This window comes from Pseudorhodoferax sp. Leaf265, assembly GCF_001422365.1.
Classification (GTDB): Bacteria; Pseudomonadota; Gammaproteobacteria; order Burkholderiales; family Burkholderiaceae_C; genus Pseudorhodoferax.
Genome location: NZ_LMMT01000037.1, coordinates 80,023 through 100,002 on the forward strand (window position 1 = coordinate 80,023; position 19,980 = coordinate 100,002).

General features: G+C 69.0%; 18 protein-coding genes, 1 pseudogene and 1 other annotated feature. Of the genes and pseudogenes, 12 read left to right on the forward strand and 7 right to left on the reverse strand.

All coding sequences use genetic code 11. From position 1 onward, the window contains the following. Positions 1–199 precede the first annotated feature (199 nt). Positions 200–946, reverse strand: coding sequence for a response regulator (locus ASF45_RS25870; protein WP_056670255.1), 747 nt, complete (start codon positions 944–946; stop codon positions 200–202). Positions 947–974: 28 nt separating this feature from the next. Here ASF45_RS25870 and ASF45_RS25875 point away from each other — a divergent pair, with 28 nt between their 5' ends. From ASF45_RS25875 to ASF45_RS25885, 3 genes are all read left to right on the forward strand, one after another. Next, positions 975–3,500, forward strand: coding sequence for an ATP-binding protein (locus ASF45_RS25875; protein WP_056670258.1), 2,526 nt, complete (start codon positions 975–977; stop codon positions 3,498–3,500). A 114-nt stretch (positions 3,501–3,614) separates the two neighbouring features. Then, complete coding sequence (locus tag ASF45_RS25880) at positions 3,615–4,265, forward strand: glycine zipper 2TM domain-containing protein (RefSeq protein ID WP_056670261.1); 651 nt, start codon at positions 3,615–3,617, stop codon at positions 4,263–4,265. A gap of 103 nt (positions 4,266–4,368) precedes the next feature. Continuing rightward, the gene (locus ASF45_RS25885) at positions 4,369–4,713 is read left to right on the forward strand and encodes a hypothetical protein (RefSeq protein WP_056670264.1); all 345 of its coding nucleotides are present in this window, start codon (positions 4,369–4,371) and stop codon (positions 4,711–4,713) included. A 45-nt stretch (positions 4,714–4,758) separates the two neighbouring features. Here ASF45_RS25885 and ASF45_RS25890 read toward each other — a convergent pair whose 3' ends face one another. Beyond that, entirely contained in the window at positions 4,759–5,247 is a 489-nt protein-coding gene (locus ASF45_RS25890; RefSeq protein ID WP_056670267.1) for a hemerythrin domain-containing protein, read from the reverse strand. Positions 5,248–5,569: 322 nt separating this feature from the next. On the opposite strand from ASF45_RS25890, the gene ASF45_RS36980 reads away from it, so the two are divergent. Next, the gene (locus ASF45_RS36980; protein ID WP_056670270.1) at positions 5,570–7,300 is read left to right on the forward strand and encodes a methyl-accepting chemotaxis protein; all 1,731 of its coding nucleotides are present in this window, start codon (positions 5,570–5,572) and stop codon (positions 7,298–7,300) included. A 10-nt stretch (positions 7,301–7,310) separates the two neighbouring features. Here the strand turns inward: ASF45_RS36980 and ASF45_RS25900 are convergent, their stop codons facing one another. Continuing rightward, positions 7,311–8,087, reverse strand: a complete 777-nt coding sequence (locus tag ASF45_RS25900) for an SDR family NAD(P)-dependent oxidoreductase (RefSeq protein ID WP_056670273.1) — start codon at positions 8,085–8,087, stop codon at positions 7,311–7,313. Positions 8,088–8,148: 61 nt separating this feature from the next. Beyond that, positions 8,149–9,087 (reverse strand): LysR family transcriptional regulator, encoded by a 939-nt coding sequence (locus ASF45_RS25905; RefSeq protein WP_369802168.1) that lies wholly within the window; start codon positions 9,085–9,087, stop codon positions 8,149–8,151. An 85-nt stretch (positions 9,088–9,172) separates the two neighbouring features. Here ASF45_RS25905 and ASF45_RS25910 point away from each other — a divergent pair, with 85 nt between their 5' ends. Next, the gene (locus ASF45_RS25910) at positions 9,173–9,988 is read left to right on the forward strand and encodes a sugar phosphate isomerase/epimerase (RefSeq protein WP_056670279.1); all 816 of its coding nucleotides are present in this window, start codon (positions 9,173–9,175) and stop codon (positions 9,986–9,988) included. Then, on the forward strand, positions 9,985–11,676 hold the full coding sequence (locus ASF45_RS25915) for an FAD-dependent oxidoreductase (protein WP_056670282.1): 1,692 nt from the start codon (positions 9,985–9,987) through the stop codon (positions 11,674–11,676). The genes ASF45_RS25910 and ASF45_RS25915 overlap by 4 nt, the downstream gene beginning before the upstream one ends. A 3-nt stretch (positions 11,677–11,679) precedes the next feature. Here ASF45_RS25915 and ASF45_RS25920 read toward each other — a convergent pair whose 3' ends face one another. After that, positions 11,680–12,867 carry an MFS transporter gene (locus ASF45_RS25920; protein WP_056670284.1) on the reverse strand — a complete coding sequence of 396 codons (1,188 nt, stop codon included), beginning with the start codon at positions 12,865–12,867 and terminating at the stop codon, positions 11,680–11,682. A gap of 96 nt (positions 12,868–12,963) precedes the next feature. Here ASF45_RS25920 and ASF45_RS25925 point away from each other — a divergent pair, with 96 nt between their 5' ends. Further along, positions 12,964–13,926, forward strand: coding sequence for a LysR family transcriptional regulator (locus ASF45_RS25925; protein WP_056670287.1), 963 nt, complete (start codon positions 12,964–12,966; stop codon positions 13,924–13,926). Here the strand turns inward: ASF45_RS25925 and ASF45_RS25930 are convergent. Together ASF45_RS25930 and ASF45_RS37155 are read right to left on the reverse strand one after the other, a co-directional pair. Continuing rightward, on the reverse strand, positions 13,917–14,654 hold the full coding sequence (locus tag ASF45_RS25930; RefSeq protein WP_235581038.1) for an integron integrase: 738 nt from the start codon (positions 14,652–14,654) through the stop codon (positions 13,917–13,919). The genes ASF45_RS25925 and ASF45_RS25930 overlap by 10 nt on opposite strands. Positions 14,655–14,733: 79 nt before the next feature. Next, positions 14,734–14,988 carry a phage integrase N-terminal SAM-like domain-containing protein gene (locus tag ASF45_RS37155; RefSeq protein WP_369802176.1) on the reverse strand — a complete coding sequence of 85 codons (255 nt, stop codon included), beginning with the start codon at positions 14,986–14,988 and terminating at the stop codon, positions 14,734–14,736. 686 nt (positions 14,989–15,674) lie between these two features. On the opposite strand from ASF45_RS37155, the gene ASF45_RS25935 reads away from it, so the two are divergent. From ASF45_RS25935 to ASF45_RS36680, 5 genes and pseudogenes are all read left to right on the forward strand, one after another. Further along, complete coding sequence (locus tag ASF45_RS25935; protein WP_056670291.1) at positions 15,675–16,184, forward strand: GNAT family N-acetyltransferase; 510 nt, start codon at positions 15,675–15,677, stop codon at positions 16,182–16,184. Positions 16,185–16,295: 111 nt separating this feature from the next. Continuing rightward, positions 16,296–16,604, forward strand: a complete 309-nt coding sequence (locus ASF45_RS34825) for a putative quinol monooxygenase (RefSeq protein ID WP_082551280.1) — start codon at positions 16,296–16,298, stop codon at positions 16,602–16,604. A gap of 580 nt (positions 16,605–17,184) precedes the next feature. Next, a protein-coding gene (locus tag ASF45_RS25945; protein ID WP_156473185.1) for an IS3 family transposase occupies positions 17,185–18,416 on the forward strand; the annotation gives its coding sequence in 2 pieces (ribosomal slippage) (positions 17,185–17,473 and positions 17,473–18,416; 1,233 coding nt in all). Then, positions 17,463–17,579 (forward strand) — a sequence feature (AL1L pseudoknot). (Overlaps the previous gene by 117 nt.) Positions 18,417–18,577: 161 nt before the next feature. Then, positions 18,578–18,730, forward strand: a pseudogene (locus tag ASF45_RS35895) (IS3 family transposase); the annotation flags it as partial. 334 nt (positions 18,731–19,064) lie between these two features. Then, the gene (locus ASF45_RS36680) at positions 19,065–19,952 is read left to right on the forward strand and encodes a PEP-CTERM sorting domain-containing protein (RefSeq protein WP_235581039.1); all 888 of its coding nucleotides are present in this window, start codon (positions 19,065–19,067) and stop codon (positions 19,950–19,952) included. Positions 19,953–19,980 lie beyond the last annotated feature (28 nt).

Genomic DNA, 19,980 nt, shown 5'->3' on the forward strand with positions numbered 1-19,980 from the left:
CACCCGTTTGGACTTCTCACTGCGTGTAGAGCTCCCATCCCCCTCAAGGGGGCGCCGCGAGCGCCCAGGCAGAGCCCGTAGCGCCGCGTCCGCTGGCGTGGCCTGCTCCGCGGCTTTGGGAGCAGCGGCTTGCGTGCCGGTTTTGTGTCCTGCGGGTGGCGTGCCAGCGCCGTGGAAAACTGACCGGCACGCCCGGACGCTAGTACAGCGTCTCGACGTTCGCGTTGAACAGGTAGCCCGCGCCGCGCTCGGTCAGGATCAGCTGCGGCGTGAACGGATCGGCTTCGATCTTGCGGCGCAGCCGCAGCACCTGCACGTCCACCGTGCGGTCGTAGACCTCGGCGTTGTGCAGGCGCGAGAGCTGCAGCAGCTGGTCGCGGCTCAGCACGCGCTGCGGCGCGCTGCAAAAGGCCGCCAACAGGCTGAACTCGTTGTTGCTGAGGTCCAGCCGGCGGCCGTCCGCATGGCCGAGCTTGCGCGTGCGCAGGTTGAACTCCCAGCCCGCGAAGCGGTAGGCGCGGCGCTTGTCGTCGCGGCCAGCCAGTTCGGTCTGGACGTGGTAGCGGCGCAGCACGGCGCGGATGCGCGCCAGCAGCTCGCGCGGGCTGAAGGGCTTGGTCACGTAGTCGTCGGCGCCGAGTTCCAGGCCCATCACGCGGTCGGCTTCCTCGGCCTTGCCGGTCAGCAGCACGATGGGAATGCCGGCGCGCTCGCGCAGCGCGCGGGCCAGCTGCATGCCGTCCTCGCCGGGCATCTTGAGGTCCAGCAGCACGAGGTCGATGGCCTCGCGCTCCAGCAGCTCCAGCATGGCCGCGCCGCTGGCCACGGCCGAGACGCGCAGCTCGTTGGCGGCCAGGTACTCCAGCAGCAGTTCGCGCACGGCGGGGTCGTCGTCGACGACCAGGATGTGGCCGGCGGGTGCGGCCGGCGGGGGCGTGGCGGACATACTTGGGGCTTCCGATGGGCTCGATGCAATGGACGATTCCACTATAGCCGCGCCACCGCCCGGCCCCGACCGCGCGCACCTGCGCGGCGTCACCGCCGTGCTGCTGGTGGAGGCGCTGATCCTGCTGGCCGTGGCCTGGGGCCTGTGGGTGCTGCGCCAGCAGTCGCTGGATGGCGAGCTGCGCCGCCTGGGCTCGCTGGCCGCCGCCATGGCGACGCAGGCCGACGCCGGCCTGGACGTGGCCGAGTCCACGCTGCGTGCCACCCGCACCGAGCTGGCCGAAGGCCTGATCCGTCCCGGCACCGAAGCCGCCCAGAACCTGCTGCACACGCGCATGGCGGCGCTGCCGCAGTTCCGGGCGCTGGCGATCGCCGATGCGACGGGCCACATCCTGGCCAGCTCGGTGCCCGGGCCGCCGCCGACCGGCTCGCTGGCCGGGCTGGACTTCTTCCGCGCCGCCGAACAGGGGCTGGCCGACCGGACCTTCGTCGGCACGCCGTTCGCCAGCCTGCGCGATGGGCGGCCACTGGTGGGTGTGGCCATGCCCTGGAATGGCGCCGACGGCGGCTTCCTCGGTGCGGTGGTGCTGCTGGCCGACCCCGAGGTGCTGGACGGCGACTTCCGCCGCATCGCGCCGGCCGCCGACACCAGCCTGGCGATCTACCGCAGCGACCGCGTGCTGGTCTCCGACGGGCCCGGCGAGGATCCGTCCCAGCTGTTGCCCGCGAGCGTGACCGATGTGCTGTGGGATGCGCCGGCACCGCACCGCGTGCGCCTGCCCGACGGCCGCGAGCGCCTGGTGGCCGCGCAGGCCCTGCGTGGCCATCCGCTCATGGTGGTGGTGGCGCGCGATTTGCAGCCGGCGCTGGCCGACTGGGCCGAGCAGGCCTGGCTGGTGGCGGCTTTCGGCGCCTCGGCCCTCACGGTCACGCTGTTCCTGCTGGTGCGCAACGTGCGCGAGCAGCGGCTGCGGCTGGCGGCGCAGCAACTGCTGGCGGCCGAGCAGCAGCGCGCGCTGCGCGCCTTCCAGGCCGCGCAGGAAGGCAACTGGGAGTGGGACGCGCGCAGCGGGCGCGTGGACCTGTCGCCGCGCATGAAGGAGCTGCTGGGCCTGGCGCGCGACGCGGCCGTGCCGCCCGATCCCGTGGCCCTGCTGCGCGAGCGCGTGCATCCGCGCGACCTGCGCGCGCTGCGCCACGCGCTGGCAGCCCATGCGCGCGGCCGCCGGCCGTTGTTCGACGCCACGGTGCGCATGCGCCAGTCCGGCGGCGGCTGGCGCCATGTGCGCCTGCGCGGCAATGCCCGGCGCGATGCGGCTGGCGCGCCGCTGCTGTTCTCCGGGATGGCGGCCGATGTCGGCGACGAGGTGGAGGGCCGCGCGCGCGAACGCCTGCTTGCGGACCAGCTGCAGCGCGCGCGCCGGCTCGAGGCCATCGGCACGCTGGCCGGCGGCGTGGCGCACGACTTCAACAACATCCTGGCCTCGGTGGTCGGCTACGGTGAACTGGCGCGCGCGGCCGCAAGCGAGGGCTCGGACCAGGCACGCCAGCTCGACCAGGTGTTGCAGGCCGGCCAGCGCGGCAAGGCGCTGGTCGAGCGCGTGCTGTCGTTCAGCCGCGGCACGCCGCATGTGGCACAGCGCTTCGCGCTGCAGCCCGTGGTGGAGGAGGTGCTGCAGCTGCTGGCCGCCTCGCTGCCGGCCGGCGTGCGGCTGACGCCGGACCTGCGGGCCTCCGCCGCAGTGCTGGCCGGCGACCCCACGCTGGTCTACGAGGCCGTGCTGAACCTGTGCACGAATGGCGTGCAGGCAATGCCCGACGGCGGCGCGCTGCGCGTGCTGCTCGACGTGGAGCGCGTGGACGTGCCGCGCACGCTGTTCGAGTCCCGGCTGCAGCCTGGCCGCTACGCGCGGCTGCGTGTGCAGGACAGCGGCACCGGCATCGCGCCCGAGGCGCTGGACCGCCTGTTCGAGCCCTTCTACACCACCAAAGGCCCGCGCAAGGGCACCGGCCTGGGCCTGGCCGTGGTGCACGGCGTGGCGGCCGAACTGGGCGGCGCCATCGACGTGCAGAGCACGCCGGGCGAGGGCGCCTGCTTCACGCTGTACTTCCCCTGCCTGGATGCGCCGGCCGACGCCGCGGCCCCGGTGGCCGGCGGCGCGCTGCCGCTGGGCCAGGGCCAGGCTGTGCTGGTGGTGGACGACGAGCCTGCGCTGGTGGCGCTGGCCGAGGAGATGCTGGCCGGCCTGGGCTACGAGCCCTTCGGCCTGGCCTCCAGCACCGAGGCGCTGGCGCGCTTCACGGCCGCGCCCGAGCGCTTCGACCTCGTGCTGAGCGACGAGCGCATGCCCGGACTGAGCGGCACCGAGCTCGTGGCGGCGCTGCGCCGCATCCGGCCGGACCTGCCCGCGGTGCTGGTCAGCGGCTACGGCGGCCCCGGGCTGGCGCAGCGCGCGGCCGCGGCCGGTGTGCGCGTGCTGGTGGCCAAGCCGCTGGCGCGGGCCGAGCTCGCGCGTGCCGTGGCGCAGGCGCTGCAGCCTGGGTTGCAAACGTAACCGGCCCGGCGCCGGGCCGCATGGCGGCGTAACCGGGCGCGCGCACAGTGGCTTCCAACGGAGCCGCTGGCGCTTGGCGCACCCGGCCCGTCACGCAGAGGAAAGGAATCCGCCATGCGCAAGATGTCCAACCGCCGGGCCATCCAGGCCCTGGCCGCAGCCGCCGCGCTGCTGGCCGGTAACGCCATGGCCACCGAATATGGCACCGTGGTCTCCAAGACCGCGGTGTACAGCCAGGTGGCCGTTCCCATGCAGCAGTGTGTGCAGCAGGACCAGCTCAGCCGGGCTCAGCCCAGCGGGGCCGGTGCCTTGATCGGCGCACTGGTCGGCGGCGGCGCCGGCAACCTGATCGGCCACGGCAGCGGCCGCGCACTGGCCACGGGGGTGGGCGTGCTGGCCGGCGCCATCACCGGCAACAACGTGGAGGCCAATGGCGCTCCGACCGTGGTGACGCCCGTGCAGACCTGCCACCAGGAACAGCGTGTGGAGAACCGGCTGGTCGGCTTCGACGTGGTCTACGACTACAACGGCCAGCGTTACAGCACGCGGCTGGCCAGCGACCCCGGCGACCACGTGCCGCTCAACGTGAGCGTGTCACCGGCCAATGCGGTGGTGCCAGCCGCCCCGGTGACCTACGGCAACACCACCGTGCTGTCTCCGGTGGTCATGGCACCGGCCCCCGTGCTGGTGCAGCGTCCCTGGGTCGCGCCCGTGGGCGTGGAGGTCGACACCGGCTGGGGCTGGGGCGGCCACCACTGGCGCTGAGATGTTGCAGATGCAACCGGCGTTGCGCGCGGCGTAGCCCGCCCGCAATGCCCACGGCGCACCATGGATCCATCGCAACACCATCCTTCCAAAGGAGTTCACCATGTACAACGACACCGCTTCCCATTCGGTCCTGCTGGGCGCCATCGTCGGTGCCGGCGGCTACGACGGCCACCTGGACACCAGCGCGCCGCCGGCCTCGCACGCGGAGGCCGAGCGCGAGGCCCGCCATGACCTGCAGATGGCCCAGGTCGAGCTGTACTGCGACCATCGGGCCCAGGCACTCGTCGCGATCCGGCACGCCATGCAGCTGCTCGAGGCCTGCGACGACAAGGCCCTGGAGCCGCAACTGGCCAAGCTCAGCGAGGCCGCCTGGCACGTGCGTCACAACGCCAGCCTCGTGGCGGTCGACCTGCTGGACCAGGCCAAGGACCAGCTCCACGCATGACGCACGCATGACGCGTGCGTCATGCGCGCGGCCTGGCAAGCGGCCTCACGCAGTCGCCATGTGCTCCTCGAGCAGTTCGGCCTTGCGCGCCTCCAGCTGCTCGCGCATGGCCACCAGGTCCAGCTTGCGCGCGCTGCGGGCCTTGGGAAAGATCTCGTTGCGCTCTTCCTTGACGTGGTGGTCGATGTACTCGCCCAGCACCTTGACCTTGGCATCGTGCAGCTCGGGGCTGTCGGCGCCGGTCTGGATCTGCGCGATGAGGTCCTTGGCGCTCTGGTGTTCGACCTCGGCCTCGTCGAGCAAGTCGGTCGCCGACATCGCCCCGCGCAGGGCCGGGTAGAAGATTTCCTCCTCGATCTGGGCGTGCACCGTCAGCTGCATGCAGATCTCGCGCGCCAGCTCTTCCTTGCGCGCGGCGGCGGTGCGGCTGCGCGAGCCGGCCAGTTCCTCGTATTCCTTGAACAGCTTCTTGACGGCGCGGTGGTCGGCGTCCAGCAGGTCGCAGGCGTCCTTGGTGGTCTTGGTCGTGGCCATGGTGTCGATCCTTCGTGGGGGGGTGGAAAGCCTCCATGCTGCGCAGTCGCGCGGCGCGCCGGTGTAGGCCTGCGCAGCCAGCGCACGGCGTCGCGGGCCTACAGGCGTGTCGCCCGCGCGCTCGTATCGCCTGTGGGGGCCGGCCGCGTGCGCGGGTCAGGGCCGGGTGACGGCCATGGCTGCGCGTGGTAGAACCCCACCCGGAGGGCTGGGGCGACCATGGGAGGAGGCCGGCCGGATGCGTCTGGCAGGCCGGGTTCATGGGCACAGGGTTGCAGGGTCGCCAGGGCTGGGTTCCACTACAAAACGATTGGAAGTTTTCATGAAGTTTCTGTCCCGCCTGAACATCGGCCCACGCCTAGGCGTCGGCTTCGGCATCGTGCTGCTGCTGTCGGTCCTGGTCGGCGTGCTCGCGCTGCACCGGCTCGGCACCGTCAACGACGCAACCCGGGACATGGCCACCAACTGGCTCGTGTCGATGGACGCGCTCGACGACTACCGCACCGACCTGGCTGTGGTCCGCGATGCCGAAGGCGCACACCTCTCGGCCACCCAGGCCAGCGACATGGCCACGCAGGAAAGCACGGTCAAGACCGCGCAGGCGGCGATGGACAAGAGCTGGCAGCGCTACGAGCCGCTGGTCGGCGAGGGCGCCGAACGCGCGCTGGCCACGAACGTCAAGAGCGCGCAGCAGGCCTATTTCGTGGCGCTGGAGAAAACCTTCGCCGCATCGCGCAAGGGGCCCGAGGCGGCGGAAGAAGCGCGCCGGCTCTACATGGGCGACAGCGGCAAGGCCTATGCGGCGCTGGTGGGGGCGCTCAACAAGGCGATCGCACTGCAGGTGGAAGGCGGCGACGCTGCCTATGCGCAGTCGCAAGGCGCCTTCTCGCAGGCGCGGCTGGAAGTCATCGGCATCCTGGCCGCGGCCGTGGCGCTGGGGGCCGTGCTGGCCTGGCTGCTGACACGCTCCATCACCGAGCCGCTGGCGCGCGCGGTGCAGGTGGCGCAGACGGTAGCGCAGGGCGACCTGACCTCCGTCATCGAGGTGCAGAGCACGGACGAGACCGGCGTGCTGCTGGCCGCGCTGCGCGAGATGAACTCGAAGCTGGCCACCATCGTGTTCCAGGTGCGCGACAGCTCGGACTCGATCTCCACCGGATCCACCGAGATCGCCAGCGGCAACTCCGACCTCAGCTCGCGCACCGAGGCGCAGGCCAGCAGCCTGGAGCAGACGGCGGCCTCCATGGAGCAGCTGACGGCCACGATCCGGCAGAACTCCGACACGGCGCAGCAGGCCGCGCAGCTGGCGCAGTCGGCTTCCACATCGGCCCAGGCCGGCGGGCGCGTGGTGTCCGAGGTGATCCAGACCATGCAGGGCATCTCGCAGTCCTCCTCCAAGGTGGCGGACATCATCGGCGTGATCGACGGCATCGCCTTCCAGACCAACATCCTCGCGCTCAACGCGGCCGTCGAAGCAGCGCGCGCGGGCGAGCAGGGCCGCGGTTTCGCGGTCGTGGCCGGCGAGGTGCGCAGCCTGGCGCAGCGCAGCGCCGACGCGGCCAAGGAGATCAAGGAGCTCATCACGCAGAGCGGCGACCGCGTGGAGAGCGGCGCCAGGCTGGTCGCGGAGGCCGGCAGTTCCATGGACGAGATCGTGGCCCAGGTGCGGCGCGTGAACGACCTCATCGCCGAGATCAGCGCCGCCAGCCGCGAGCAGAGCAGCGGCATCGGCCAGATCGGCGAGGCGGTCTCGCAGCTGGACCAGGTGACGCAGCAGAACGCGGCCCTGGTGGAGGAGATGGCGGCCGCGGCCGACAGCCTCAAGAGCCAGGCCGCGCGCATGACGGGCGCGGTGGCGGTGTTCCGCGTGGCCGCGCATGCGCCTGCACACCCCGAGCCGGCGCCCCGGATGGTGGCGCCGCCGCCGCCGCGCAGCCCGCAGCGGCCGGCCGCCGTGCGTGCGCCCGCGGCGCCCGCCGCGCGCGCCTTGCCGGCCAAGGCCAAGGCCACCAAGGAGAAGGCGACGGCAGAGGCGGACTGGGAGGCGTTCTGAACGCCGCGGCTCAGGCCCGCGTCAGGCGAACGCCGCCGTCGACCAGCAGGATCTCGCCCGTGGTCTTGGCCGCGCCCACGCCGAGCCACCAGGCCGCCTGGGCCACGTCCTCGGGCTGGATGATCTCGGCCAGCGCGGCGCGCTGCTTGTAGCTCTCCACCGACGCGGCATAGGTCGTCTCGCCCAGACCGTTCTTGAGCCAGGGCGAATCGACCAGGCCCGGCGCGATGGCGTTGACGCGGATCTTCGGCCCCAGCGCACGCGCCAGGCCGATCGTCATCGCGTTGAGCCCGCCCTTGGACGCCATGTAGGCGATCGACGATCCCGCGCCCATGAACGAGGCGGTGGACGACACGTTGACGACGGCGGTGACGGGGTGCTGCTCCAGCAGCGGCACGAAGGCCCGCGTCATCTGGTACGCCCCGATGACGTTGACCGCGTAGATGCGCTGGAAGTCCTCGGCCTGCAGGCCGTCCAGGTCCTTGAGCGGCACGAAGCGCGTGGTGCCCGCGTTGTTGACCAGCACGTCGGTGCGGCCCCAGCGCGCCTGCACGTCGGCGGCCAGCCGCCTGCAGTCGGCGTCAACGGACACGTCGGCCCGGACGACCAGCACGTCGGCGCCGAGCGCGCGGCATTGCTGTGCGACCGCTTCGGCTGGCGCCGGATCGCGTGAGTAGTTGACGGCCACGTTCCAGCCCTGGGACGCGTAGAGCCGCGCGGTGGCCGCGCCGATGCCGGAGGAGGAGCCGGTGACGACGCAGACTTTGCGTGCGGGTGCTTCTTGCATGTTCGTGCCTTTCCTGGTTCGCTTGCCGGCCCAGTATCGGGCTGGCCAGCGGCCGGGCCTGTCACGCAGAGAGCAAGCGGCCGCCGCGCCGCAACGCGAACGGCCCGTCGCCCGCGAGCGCCTCGCGCAGGAACTGCACGCAGGCCCGCACCTTGGCCGAATGGCTGAGCCGCACCGTGCTGGCGGCCCAGATGTCGGCCGGCTGCGTGGTGCCGGGCAGCACGGGCACGAGCCGGCCGGCGGCCAGGTCCTCGTGCAGGTCCCAGTCGGCCTGGAGCACGATGCCGTGGCCGTCGATGCCCCAGCCGCGCACGATCTCGGCGTTGTTGGACGCGAGCCGGCCCGTGACCTTGACCTTCTCCTCACCGGCCGGGCCGGCCAGGCGCCAGACGCCGAAGGCCTGGTTGCGGTCGCGCAGCACCAGGCAGTCGTGCCGGCTCAGTTCGGCCACGCTGGCCGGGGCGCCGCGCCGCGCGAGGTAGCTCGGCGCGGCGCAGAGCAGGCGCGCGCCGGCTGCGAGCTGGTGCGCCACCAGGTGCGGCTCGTCGACGGCGCCCACGCGCACGTCCAGGTCCACGTCCTCGGCGATCAGGTCGACGCGGCGGTCCACCGCATCCAGCGTGATGTCCAGCGCCGGGTGCTGCTGCGCGAGCTGCGAGAGCAGGGGGCCGATGTGGCGCCGGCCCAGGCGAAAGCTCGTGGTCACGCGCAGCGTGCCGCGCGGGTCGATCCGGCCGCCGGCCACGGTCTCGCCCAGGTGGTCCACGCCCTGGAAGATCTGCTGGGCCGAGGCGTAGACGCGCTCGCCGTCCTCGGTCACCGTCACGCGCCGCGCGGCGCGGTGGAACAGCATGACGCCCAGCGCTTTCTCCAGCAGCGCGATGCGCTTGCTCACATAGGCGGGCGAGGTGCCCAGCTCGGTCGCGGTGGCGGCGAAGCTGGCCTTGCGTGCGGCCAGGCAGAACACGCGCAGGTCGTCGAGCTGGAAGTTGAGGTTCACGGTTCGTGAATCATAGAACCACATTTGGCGGCTTGTTCGCGCGAAGTGTCGTCAGTAGAGTGGCGCCTTCCGAGGAGACATCCGCATGACCCGCCCGCTTTCGCTCGCCGCCCTCACGGTGCTCGAGCTGACCCCGCCCGCCATGGTGCGCTGCGCCTTCGACGCCGGCTACAGCCACATCGGCATCCGCCTGATTCCCGCCACCGCCACCGAGCCGCAGTACGACCTGGTGGGCGACACGCCGCTGCTGCGCGAGCTCGAGGCCGCACTGGCCGACACCGGCGTGCAGGTGCTCGATGCCGAGATCTTCCGACTGCTGCCAGGCCAGCGTGTCGCCGACCACGAGGCCGCCATCGCCACCGCGGCGCGGCTGGGTGCGCGCGAACTGCTGGTGGCCGGCAACGATCCCGACGACGCGCGCCAGATCGACGCGTTCGCCGCATTCTGCGCACTGGCGGGCCGCTACGGCCTGGGCGCGGTGCTGGAATTCATGCCCTGGACCGAAGCCAAGGACCTGGCCGCGGCGGCGCGCATCGTGGCGCGCAGCGGCTGCGCCAACGCGGGCGTGCTGATCGACCCCTTCCACTTCAGCCGCTCGCGCAGCCGGCTGGAGGACATCGCAACCGTGCCGCCCGCGCAGCTGCGCTACCTGCAGTTTTGCGACGTGCCGGCCGCCATCCCGCCCGGCATGGACGCGATCCTGGCCCAGGCGCGGGCCGAACGCCTGTTCCCGGGCGAGGGCGAACTCGACCTTGCGGGCTTGTTGCGCGCGGTGCCGGCCGGCATCCCGCTCAGCATCGAGGTGCCGACGCAGACGCTCGCGCGCACCGTCGATGCGACCGAGCGCGCGCGCCGTGCGCTGGCCGCCACGCGGCGCGTGCTGGCGCAGGTGGATGAATGAAGCGCATCGACTGCGACCTGCTGGTCGTCGGCTCGGGTGCCTCGGGGCTGTCCGCCGCAGTGACCGCGGCCTGGCATGGCCTGAAGGTCGTGGTGGTCGAAAAGGCCCCGGTGTTTGGTGGCGCCACGGCCTGGTCGGGTGGCTGGATGTGGGTACCCGGCAACCCCTTGGCCCAACGCGCCGGCATCGTTGAGGACCCGCAGCAGCCGCGCACCTACCTGCGCAACGAACTCGGCCGGCACTACGACGCGGCGCGCATCGACGCCTTCCTCGACAGCGCGCCGGCCATGGTGGCCTTCTTCGAGCAGCACACGGCCCTGCAGTTCGTGGACGGCAACGGCATTCCGGACATCCACGGCCAGGTGCCCGGCGCGGCGACGGGCGGCCACCAGCTGATCGCGGCGCCCTACGACGCGCGTGCGCTCGGCACCCTCAACAAGCGGCTGCGCCCGACCATGCGCGAGACGGCGTTCCTGGGCATGCCCATCATGGCCGGTGCCGACCTCGGTGCCTTCCTGAGCATGACGCGCTCGGCCAAGTCGTTCTTTCATGTGGCCGGTCGTTTTGTGCGCCACCTGCGCGACCTCGCGCTGCACGGCCGCGCGATGCACCTCGTCAACGGTGTGGCGCTGATCGGCCGACTGGCCAAGTCGGCGCAAGATCTCCAGGTGCAGCTGATCGCCTCGGCCCCGGCGCAGCGGCTGCTGCTGGAAGAGGGCGCGGTGCGCGGCGCCGTCGTCGCCATGGAGGGCGGCGCCGCCGAGATCCGCGCCCGCCGCGGCGTGGTGCTCGCAGCCGGCGGCTTCCCGAACGACACCGCGCGCCGCGCGGCGCTGTTCCCGCGCACGCCCACGGGCCAGGAGCATCTGGCGCTGCCGCCCATGAGCTGTGCGGGCGACGGCATCCGCCTGGGCGAAGCGGTGGGCGGCGTGCTGGCCACCGACCTCGCCTCGCCCGTGGCCTGGGCACCGGTCTCGCGCGTGCCGCATGCGGACGGCACGGTCGGGCACTTCCCGCACATCATCGACCGCGGCAAGCCTGGCGTGATCGGCGTGCTGTCCACCGGCCGGCGCTTCGTCAACGAGGCCGACGGCTACCACGACTACACGGCGGCCATGGTGGCGCAGGCGCCTGCGGGCGAGGAGGTCTGTTCCTGGCTGGTCTGCGACCACCGCTTCCAGCGCCTGTACGGACTGGGCCACGCGCGGCCCTTCCCGCTGCCCGTGGGCCCGGCGGTGCGCAGCGGCTACCTGCGGCGCGGCGCCACCATCGAGGCCCTGGCGCTGGCCTGCGGCATCGCGCCGCAAGGGCTGGCCGACACCGTGCGGCGCTTCAACGCGCATGCGCGCCGCGGCGAAGACCCGGAGTTCGGCCGCGGCTCCACGCCCTACAACCGCAGGATGGGCGATGCGCTGCACCAGGGCCCCAACCCCTGCGTGGCGCCCATCGAGCAAGGCCCGTTCTACGCCGTGAAAGTGCTGCCTGGCAGCTTCGGCACCTTCGCCGGTCTGCGCACCGATGCCCGTGCGCGCGTGCTGGATGCGGGCGGCACCCCCATCGCCGGCCTGTACGCCGTGGGCACCGACATGGCCAGCGTGCTGGGTGGCTGCTACCCCTCGGGCGGCATCAACCTGGGACCGGCCATGACATTCGGCTACATCGCCGGCCGCCACGCGGCCGGGGCGTAGTGCTCAGCGGCGCAGCCACCAGGCCAGGCCCGAGGCCGCAGCCGCCAACGCCATCACGGCGGCCCAGCCGGCATGGGCCAGCAGCGTGGCGCCCAGGGCCGAGCCGACGGCCATGCCGACGAACATGCCGGTCAGCAGCACCGCGTTGAGCCGGCTGCGCGCGGCCGGGTCGATGCCATAGACGATGCTCTGGTGCGCCACCAGCGTGGCCTGCACGCCCAGGTCGAAGGCCACGGCGCCCAGGGCCAGCAGCACCAGCTGCGCGGCCACCGGCAGGCTGGCACCCAGGCCCATGGCCACGAAGCTCACGGCCGCGAGGCCCGCGCCCAGTCGCGCCACGCGGCCCGGCCCGCTGCGGTCGGCAAGCCGGCCCGCGAGCGGTGCAGCCAGCGCGCCGGCGGCGCCGGCCAGGCCGAAGGCGCCCGCCACGCTGGCGCCAATGTGGAACGGCGCGGCCTGCAGCATCACCGCCAGCGTGGACCAGAACGCGCTGAAGCCCACCGACAGCAGGGCCTGCGCGGCCGTGGCACGGCGCAGGGCAGGGTGCTTTCGCCACAGCTGCGCCAGCGAAGCCAGCAGCGCGCCATAGCCCAGCTGCGTGGTGGCCGCGAAGCGCGGCAGCAGCCGCCAGGCGGCCAGCCCCACGGCCGCCACGCCGACCGCCGCGCCCGCGTAGACCGCGCGCCAGTGCCAATGCTCGGCCACGAAGCCGCTGACCACGCGCGAGAGCAGGATGCCCAGCAGCAGCCCCGTCATGACGGTGCCCACGGCTTTGCCGCGTTCGGCCGCCGGTGCCAGCGTGGCGGCCGCCGGCACGATGTCTTGCGCCAGCGTGGCGGCCAGGCCGATCGCCAGGCTGGTGGCCAGCAGCAGGTGCAGCGAGGGCGCGGCGGCCGTGGCCAGCAGCATGGCTGCCAGCACGGCGGCCTTGACGAGGATGATGACGCGCCGGTCGAAGCGATCGCCCAGCGGCGCCAGCAGCGCAATGCCCAGCGCATAGCCGAGCTGCGTGAGCGTGGGCACGGCACCGGCCGCGCTGGGCGTGGTCTGCAGGTCGGCCGCCATGCGGCCGAGCATGGGCTGGCTGTAGTAGAGCGCCGCGACGGACATGCCGGCACCGGTGGCCAGGAGGCCCAGCAGCGGCGCTGGCAGGGCCGGTACTCCTTCGGTCTTCATATTCATCGTTTGCATGATGCCTTCCTTCCAGGATTCAATGCAATGCAGTGTCGCGGCGGATGCTCCCTCTTGGAAGTGCCGTAGCTCGCACAATTGCTATACGCTTGACGCATGAACGATACGACCACAGGCCCCGCAACGGGCGACCGGCTGCTGCTCATGGAGACCTTCGTGCGCATCGTCGAGGCCGGCAGCCTGTCGGCCGCGGCGGCGCAGCTGCAGGCCACCCAGCCCACCGTGAGCCGGCGGCTGCAGCTGCTCGAACGCTCGCTGGGCGTGCGCCTGCTGCAGCGCTCCACCCACGCGATGCGGCTCACGGTGGATGGCGAGCGCTGCTTTGCGCGCGCCAAGGAGCTACTGGCCAGTTGGGCCGCGTTCGAGGCCGACTTGCGCGGCGCGCAGCAGGAGCCCGAGGGCACGCTCCGCGTGGCCATGCCGCACGCCTTTGGCCAGGACCGCTTCGTCACGCCGCTGGCCGGCTTTCTGCGTGCGCACCCGCGCGTGTCGGTGGAATGGCTGTTGCGCGACGACGTGCGCGACTTCATCGCGGCCGGCATCGACTGCGCCGTGCAGGTCGGCGAGCCGGCCGATCCTTCGGTGGTGGCCGTGCGCCTGTCCGAGGTGCCGCGCATCGTGGTCGCCGCGCCGCGTCTGCTGGGCGGCGCACCGCCCCCGCAGGACGCGCAGGAACTCGCCGCGTTGCCGTGGCTGGCGCTGCAGACCTTCTACCGCCACGAGATCACGCTGCGCCACCGCGCCAGCGGCCGGCTCGCGCGCATCGCGCTGCGGCCGCGCGTGACCACCGACAGCCTCTACGCGCTGCGCAGCGCCGCATTGGAAGGCCTGGGCGTGTGCGTAGGCTCAGCCTGGCTGCTGGAGGACGACATCGCCCAGGGCCGGCTGCTGCACCTGGCGCCGCAGTGGGAGGCGGCGCCGCTGCCCGTCTACATCGTCTACCCGCAGGCGCGCTACTACCCCTCGCGACTGCTGCGCTTCGTGGCGGCGATGCGGGAGGCGGTGCCGGGGTTGACGGGTGCGGAGGAGGGCGAGGGTGGAACAGCGCTTCAGGCGTGAGCCACAGCCAGCCGGTCGAGCGGGCTGCGCACGGCCATGCCGCCCATGCGCATCACGTGCGTGGAGATCATGGTTGTGGCCACGTCGGCATGGCCCAGCAGTTCCTGCACGGTGCGGATGTCGCTGCCCGCCTGAAGAAGATGGGTGGCGAAGCAGTGGCGCAGCGTGTGGGGTGTGGCCGGCTTGGCGATGCCCGTCTGCCGCACTGCGCGCTTGAAGGCGCGCTGGAAGGTGTCGTCGTAGAGGTGATGGCGACGGATGACGCCACTGCGTGGATCGGTGGACAGCCGGTCTTGCGGAAAGAGCCAGAACCAGCTCCAGCTGCTGCCCGCCCGTGGGTACTCGCGTTCCAGCGCGTGCGGCAGCTCGACGCCGGCCTGGCCGGCCGCCGCGTCAGCGCTCCAGACCAGGCGGCTGCGGGCCAGTTGCGCACGGAGGTCGGCCACCAGGCTGTCGGGCAGCATCACCACGCGGTCCTTGCCGCCCTTGCCTTCGCGCACGGACAAGGCGCGCTGGGAAAGTCCAGGTCTTTCACGCGCAGCCGCAGCCCCTCGGCGATCCGCAGGCCGGTGCCGTACAAAAGCCAAAAGCCGGGCCAGCAACGCGTGCTCGCCCTGCAGGTGGTCGAGTACGGCGGCAACCTCGTCGGTCGACAGCACCACTGGCAGGCGCCGTTTGGCGACGGGCCGGCCGATCTCGGCCATCCAGGGCAGCGGCAGCTCCAGCACCTTGCCGTAGAGGAACAGCAGGGCCGACAGTGCCTGCCGGTGCGTGGAGGGGCGACGTCGCGCTCCGCTGCCAGGTGGATCAAAAAGGCCTCGACCTCATCCTTGCCCATGTCGGCCGGATGCGCAGCCCATGGAAGCGGATCAAGGCGCGGCACCAATGCACGTAAGCCTTCTCGGTCTGCTGGCTGTAGTGCATGCGTCGGATGCGCTCGCGCACCCGATCGAGCAGGCGCGGCGCCTGCAGGGGCGGCGACGCTACGCCGTGTTTGTATGCAAATCCGGTTTCCGGAATGCATTGGTCGAGCGCGACATGTGCAGCCCCTCGTGGCAACATCCCCCGACGGTCAAGCAAGTTTGTAACCGTTGCAGGTTTTTACGGTGAATTTAATTCTGGATAAAAATCCAGTCAATTGATCGAAAAATGATGGAAATTCAACGGCCTACCTGTACATTGGGCGAGAGGATATATCCGCAGTTGTGGTGCTATCGAGCTTGGGTGTGCGGGATATATCAAAGTTATGCTGAAAGCTGCTAAGGCTCACCGCGGGTTTCGGCGATTCGGGCCTGATGCGCATCATGCCGTCTACGAGCATGACAACACGCCGCACCAACTGCATGTGGTCTGCCCTACGTGCGGACGGCGGGCCGCGGCGAGAAATTCTGAGTGGGCCAACGCCAAGGCAGGGATCTTTGAGATACGCTGCCCAAGATGCTTATATCGAAAAGTCGGCGTTGATTATTCGGATTTGCCACCTCTCTTCTACCGCATGTCCGTAACTCGCGTGGAACTATGGGCATGGAACCGAGACCATCTTGTGGAGCTGCTGTCTATCATGAATGATCCTCACGCCAGAGGAACGTCGGTTCTCCGCGCGTATGTTCGACGAGAGTGGCTTGTCCGGCGGCGTGCGTTCGTGAAAGTAATCAATGCGAAGCTTAAAGAAGCAGCATAACAATTCGCTCCAGCGGACGGCTTCGCCGCCCGCTGAGCTATATCGTTAGACCTCACGATCCGCGCCCATGCAAATCGCACTTATCTCGTCAGAACAGGCCGAGCCCTTTGTCGACTTGCTGTGCGAGATCAATGCGTACTACAACCCCGGAAGTACAGCCAGTCGCGCGGAAACGCGTGAGCACGCGCTGAACAATCTACTGTCCTCGCGTTCCCCGCACCGTCTGGTTGTGGCGACGCTCCCAGACGGCAGGGTGGTAGGGCTCGCGGCAATCACGCTGGCCTACTCGCTTGTGGAGCCAGAGCCAGAGCGGCGCGCTCACTGTCAGCTCAAGGAGCTTTTTGTCAGCGCTCAGTACCGCAGTCTCGGTACGGGCCGAGCGCTCATGGCATGGGTGGCAAAGTATGCGCTGGAGAATGGCTGTCACCGCATCGATTGGCCCGTGAAAGCCGCCAACGCTCGTGGCCAAGCCTTCTACAAGTCGCTGGCTGCATTCCAAGTCGAAGACCGGCTGAGTTTTCGTCTTGTCGAGCCGCAGTTGGCAGCACTCGCAGCCACGACCGAAGGGGGCGAATGAGGTCTAACCATTCCCATCGAGCGCATGTCACAAGGGCTGTGCCCTTGTGCCACCGCTCATGTCAAGCGTTGGGCAGCCAAGTCGATACGCTATTGACGGAGGAGAAAGAAGATGGAGCCGACTGTGGTCGTCGTTGGGATGCTTCGCTTTCCGCCTGGCCGCGTGAAGCAAGTCTTACCACATCTCAAAACGCTTGTTGACGAAACTTGCCGAAATGATGGTTGCATTGCTTATGAAGTGGCGGAAGATCCATTTGATCCTGGGGTAATTCGCTTCTCAGAACTTTGGCCAGATCATGTTAGTTTGGAGCGTCATCTTAAAGCCCCGCATATTGATCCTTGGCGTTCTGCAGCAAAGGCTTGCGGCCTTATAGAGCGCAGATTTACAGCTTATGCCATCGGAGGCACTAAGCTTGTATAGCCCACTCACCCAAAATCTTGCCCAAATGGCGCTCCTGCATGGACAGCGCCGTGGAAAAGAGAGACCTGGTCATTCACTACGATGAGGATCGAGGGCGTTCTCCATTCGGTGCCATCTGGTGAAACGAAGGAACTCCGAGAAAAGAGCTTCGATGGAGTTCGTCCTGAGGTTTCATACTTCGAAGGGCTTTCCCCAGACGTAGCGGAGCAAACCCTCAGCCGCCTCATTTTCTCGCCAGTTGGCCTCAACTCCGAGACGAAAATCCGAATTCGAGACCACGAATCCGATGCGGAGATAGCTCACGCGCAGCACGTGAGCCGAATTGGACGAAAAGGTGAAGTCGGGCGAAATTGATGCCACGTTTCACTTGGCCCAAGGGTTGCATCGCCCGCTATGACCAACCTCTCACTGGCTGACTTGCGCCGCGCAGAAGATCTGCTCACCCATGCAGCCCATAAAGGGCATGAAGAGGCGATGAAATGGCTTGTTTCGAGCTGGCCGCTTTTGAACGCCGCTGCAAACAGGAGAATTGAACCGCCCCGGTTTTCGCGGAGGCTCAACACTCTGAGAGGATTGAGCCATGAGCAAGTCGAACAAGTTCTCGCCCGAAGTGCGCGAGCGCGCGGTGAGGATGGTGCAGGAGCAGCGTGGTGAGTACCCGTCGCTGTGGGCGGCCATCGAGTCCATAGCGCCCAAGATTGGCTGCGTGCCGCAGACCTTGAACGAATGGATTAAGCGCGCCGAGGTCGATACTGGGGCGCGCGAAGGCGTGACGAGCAGCGAGACGCAGCGGATGAAGGAGCTGGAGCGTGAGGTCAAGGAGCTGCGCCGGGCCAACGAGATACTGAAGCTGGCCAGCGCGTTTTTCGCCCAGGCGGAGCTCGACCGCCGACTGAAGTCGTGAAAGCCTTCATCGACCAGCACCGCAAAGCCTTCGGGGTCGAGCCGCTCTGCAAGGTGTTGCAGGTTGCCCCGTCGGCGTATCGGCGCCATGCCGCGCTGCTGCGCGAGCCCCACAGGCGCTGTGCCCGCGCCAAACGCGACGAGATGCTGATGCCGCAGATTCAGCGTGTCTGGCAGGCCAACATGCAGGTCTACGGTGCCGACAAAGTGTGGCGGCAACTGGCGCGCGAAGGCGTTGTCGTGGCCCGCTGCACGGTCGAGCGGCTGATGCGAAGCATGGGGCTGCGCGGCGTGATGCACGGCAAGGTCGTGCGCACCACCATCGGCGATGCCAAGGCCCCGTGCCCGCTGGACCGGGTCAATCGGCAGTTCCGTGCCGAGCGGCCGAACCAGCTGTGGGTCAGCGACTTCACCTACGTCCCCACCTGGCAGGGCTGGTTGTACGTGGCCTTCGTCATCGACGTGTTCGCCCGGCGCATCGTGGGCTGGCGCGTGAGCAGTTCGATGCGAACGGACCTCGTGCTCGATGCGTTGGAGCAGGCCCTGTACGCCCGGCAACCCGAGCGCGATGGCAGCCTGGTCTGCCACTCCGACAGGGGCTCGCAATACGTCAGCATCCGCTACACCGAGCGGCTGGCCGAGGCCGGCATCGAACCATCTGTGGGCAGCAAAGGCGACAGCTACGACAACGCTCTGGCAGAGACCATCAACGGCCTGTACAAAGCCGAGCTGATTCACCGCCGGGCGCCCTGGAAAACCAGGGAGGCCGTCGAGTTCGCCACGCTCGAATGGGTCTCCTGGTTCAACCACCAACGCCTGCTCGAACCCATCGGCTACATCCCGCCAGCCGAGGCCGAGGCAAACTACTACCGGCAACTCGCCAGTCAGACCACCGCGGTGGCGGTCTGACTTAAACCAAACAGCCTCCGCGGAAATCGGGGCGGTTCAAATTGCTCGTGGCAGTGCGGTTTAACAGGTCAACGAAGGCGGACGCCTACGGCGCCGCTTGTTTTCGGCGTTCATGCAAGTCCTCCCCGGCTTCTCTCAGAAAAGCTGGAGCTTTTCCCGTCGGCATGGTCGTCGGCTGGACCATCGGAACGCGCCCGGATGCCATGCTGGTCAACACAATGCTGGACGCGCCCATCCAGACCGTCGCAACAAGCAAGGAGCGGCCGGTTGCGCACTCGGATCGCGGCGCCCGCTACCGGTGGCCTGGATGGCTGCGGACGAGAGGCTTGTTTGCTTGAAGTGTCGCAAGTGCGAGCCTGCGGCCGTTTGTCCGACATGGGCAACAGCATCCTTAGTTGTTACGCAATCTGAACCAATCCAGCGCTCCGATCTCCGCCTTGTGCGCGGCGACTCCATCTTCGTAAGGATCTGTGAACAACAAATGCGACGAATGCGTATTTGCGACAATTTCATACAATAGATGTCGTGTTGTCTTACACGTCTTCGGCTTGTGACGTGTCTTGAAGAGGTGCGTTATTGAAGCACTTGATGTTTTTTCCTGTGGCACAGGGGTTGCGAATGTGTAACTTCTTGCAACAGGAGTCCCACATGAAAGTCCAACTCCCCTTTTTCGCCTGCGCCGCACTTCTCATTTCATCTGCCGCTGCCGTTGCGGGGCCGGTTCCGTCCGGTGCTTCCGGGACACTTGATCCGAGCAATCCTTGCAACGTCTCGAACTGGAAAATCACCGGTGCCACCCCGACGTCCATGTACTCCGGCGGCCCTGTTCCGTCTGTCGGAACGCCCATTGCCGCCACGAGTTGCGCGGGCGTGTTCACGGGCAACGATGGCCCAGCGTTGAACCCGTCTCCCAACCTGGGCTATCTCAACGACGGGTTGCTCAACGGCCAGTACGGTTTGCTGAGCCCCACCCAGTTCATTCAATCCAGCCAACTGCTGCCGCTGCGAAACCCAGGAGCCGCCGTCGATCCAGGCTGGATCATGCTGGGCCAGCTCAATGGCAATGCTGGCCAGCTCAGCTATTCGTCTGTCACGCCCCAGGGCGGTACGCCCTTCTCCCTGGGCAACGTGTTGAAGTACACGCAGACGCAGAACTCCAACGTCGGCGGCACATGGACGCTGGAAGTCAACAAGGACATCATCGCGATCTTTGAAGAGAACGATCTGTTCTCACGGAGCAACTTCGATCACCTGGCGTTTTCGGTGAAGTCGAGCACCAGCTGGGCCGTATACGACTTCGACTTCACGAAGATGAACGGCGCTTTCGACCTGGGCGTTCCTTACACGATCACGGGGACGTGGACCATGGACACCGACTTCGAAAACAAGAAGGGCAACGACCAGGACATCTCGCACATCAGCGTCTGGGCGCGTGATCCGATCGCGGTGGCCGAGGTTCCCGAGCCGGCTTCGCTGGCGTTGGTCGGCCTGGGGCTGGTTGGCCTCGCTGCTGCGCGGCGCCGCAAGCAAGCCTGATCCGCCTCCTTGCTGTCACGCGACCCGG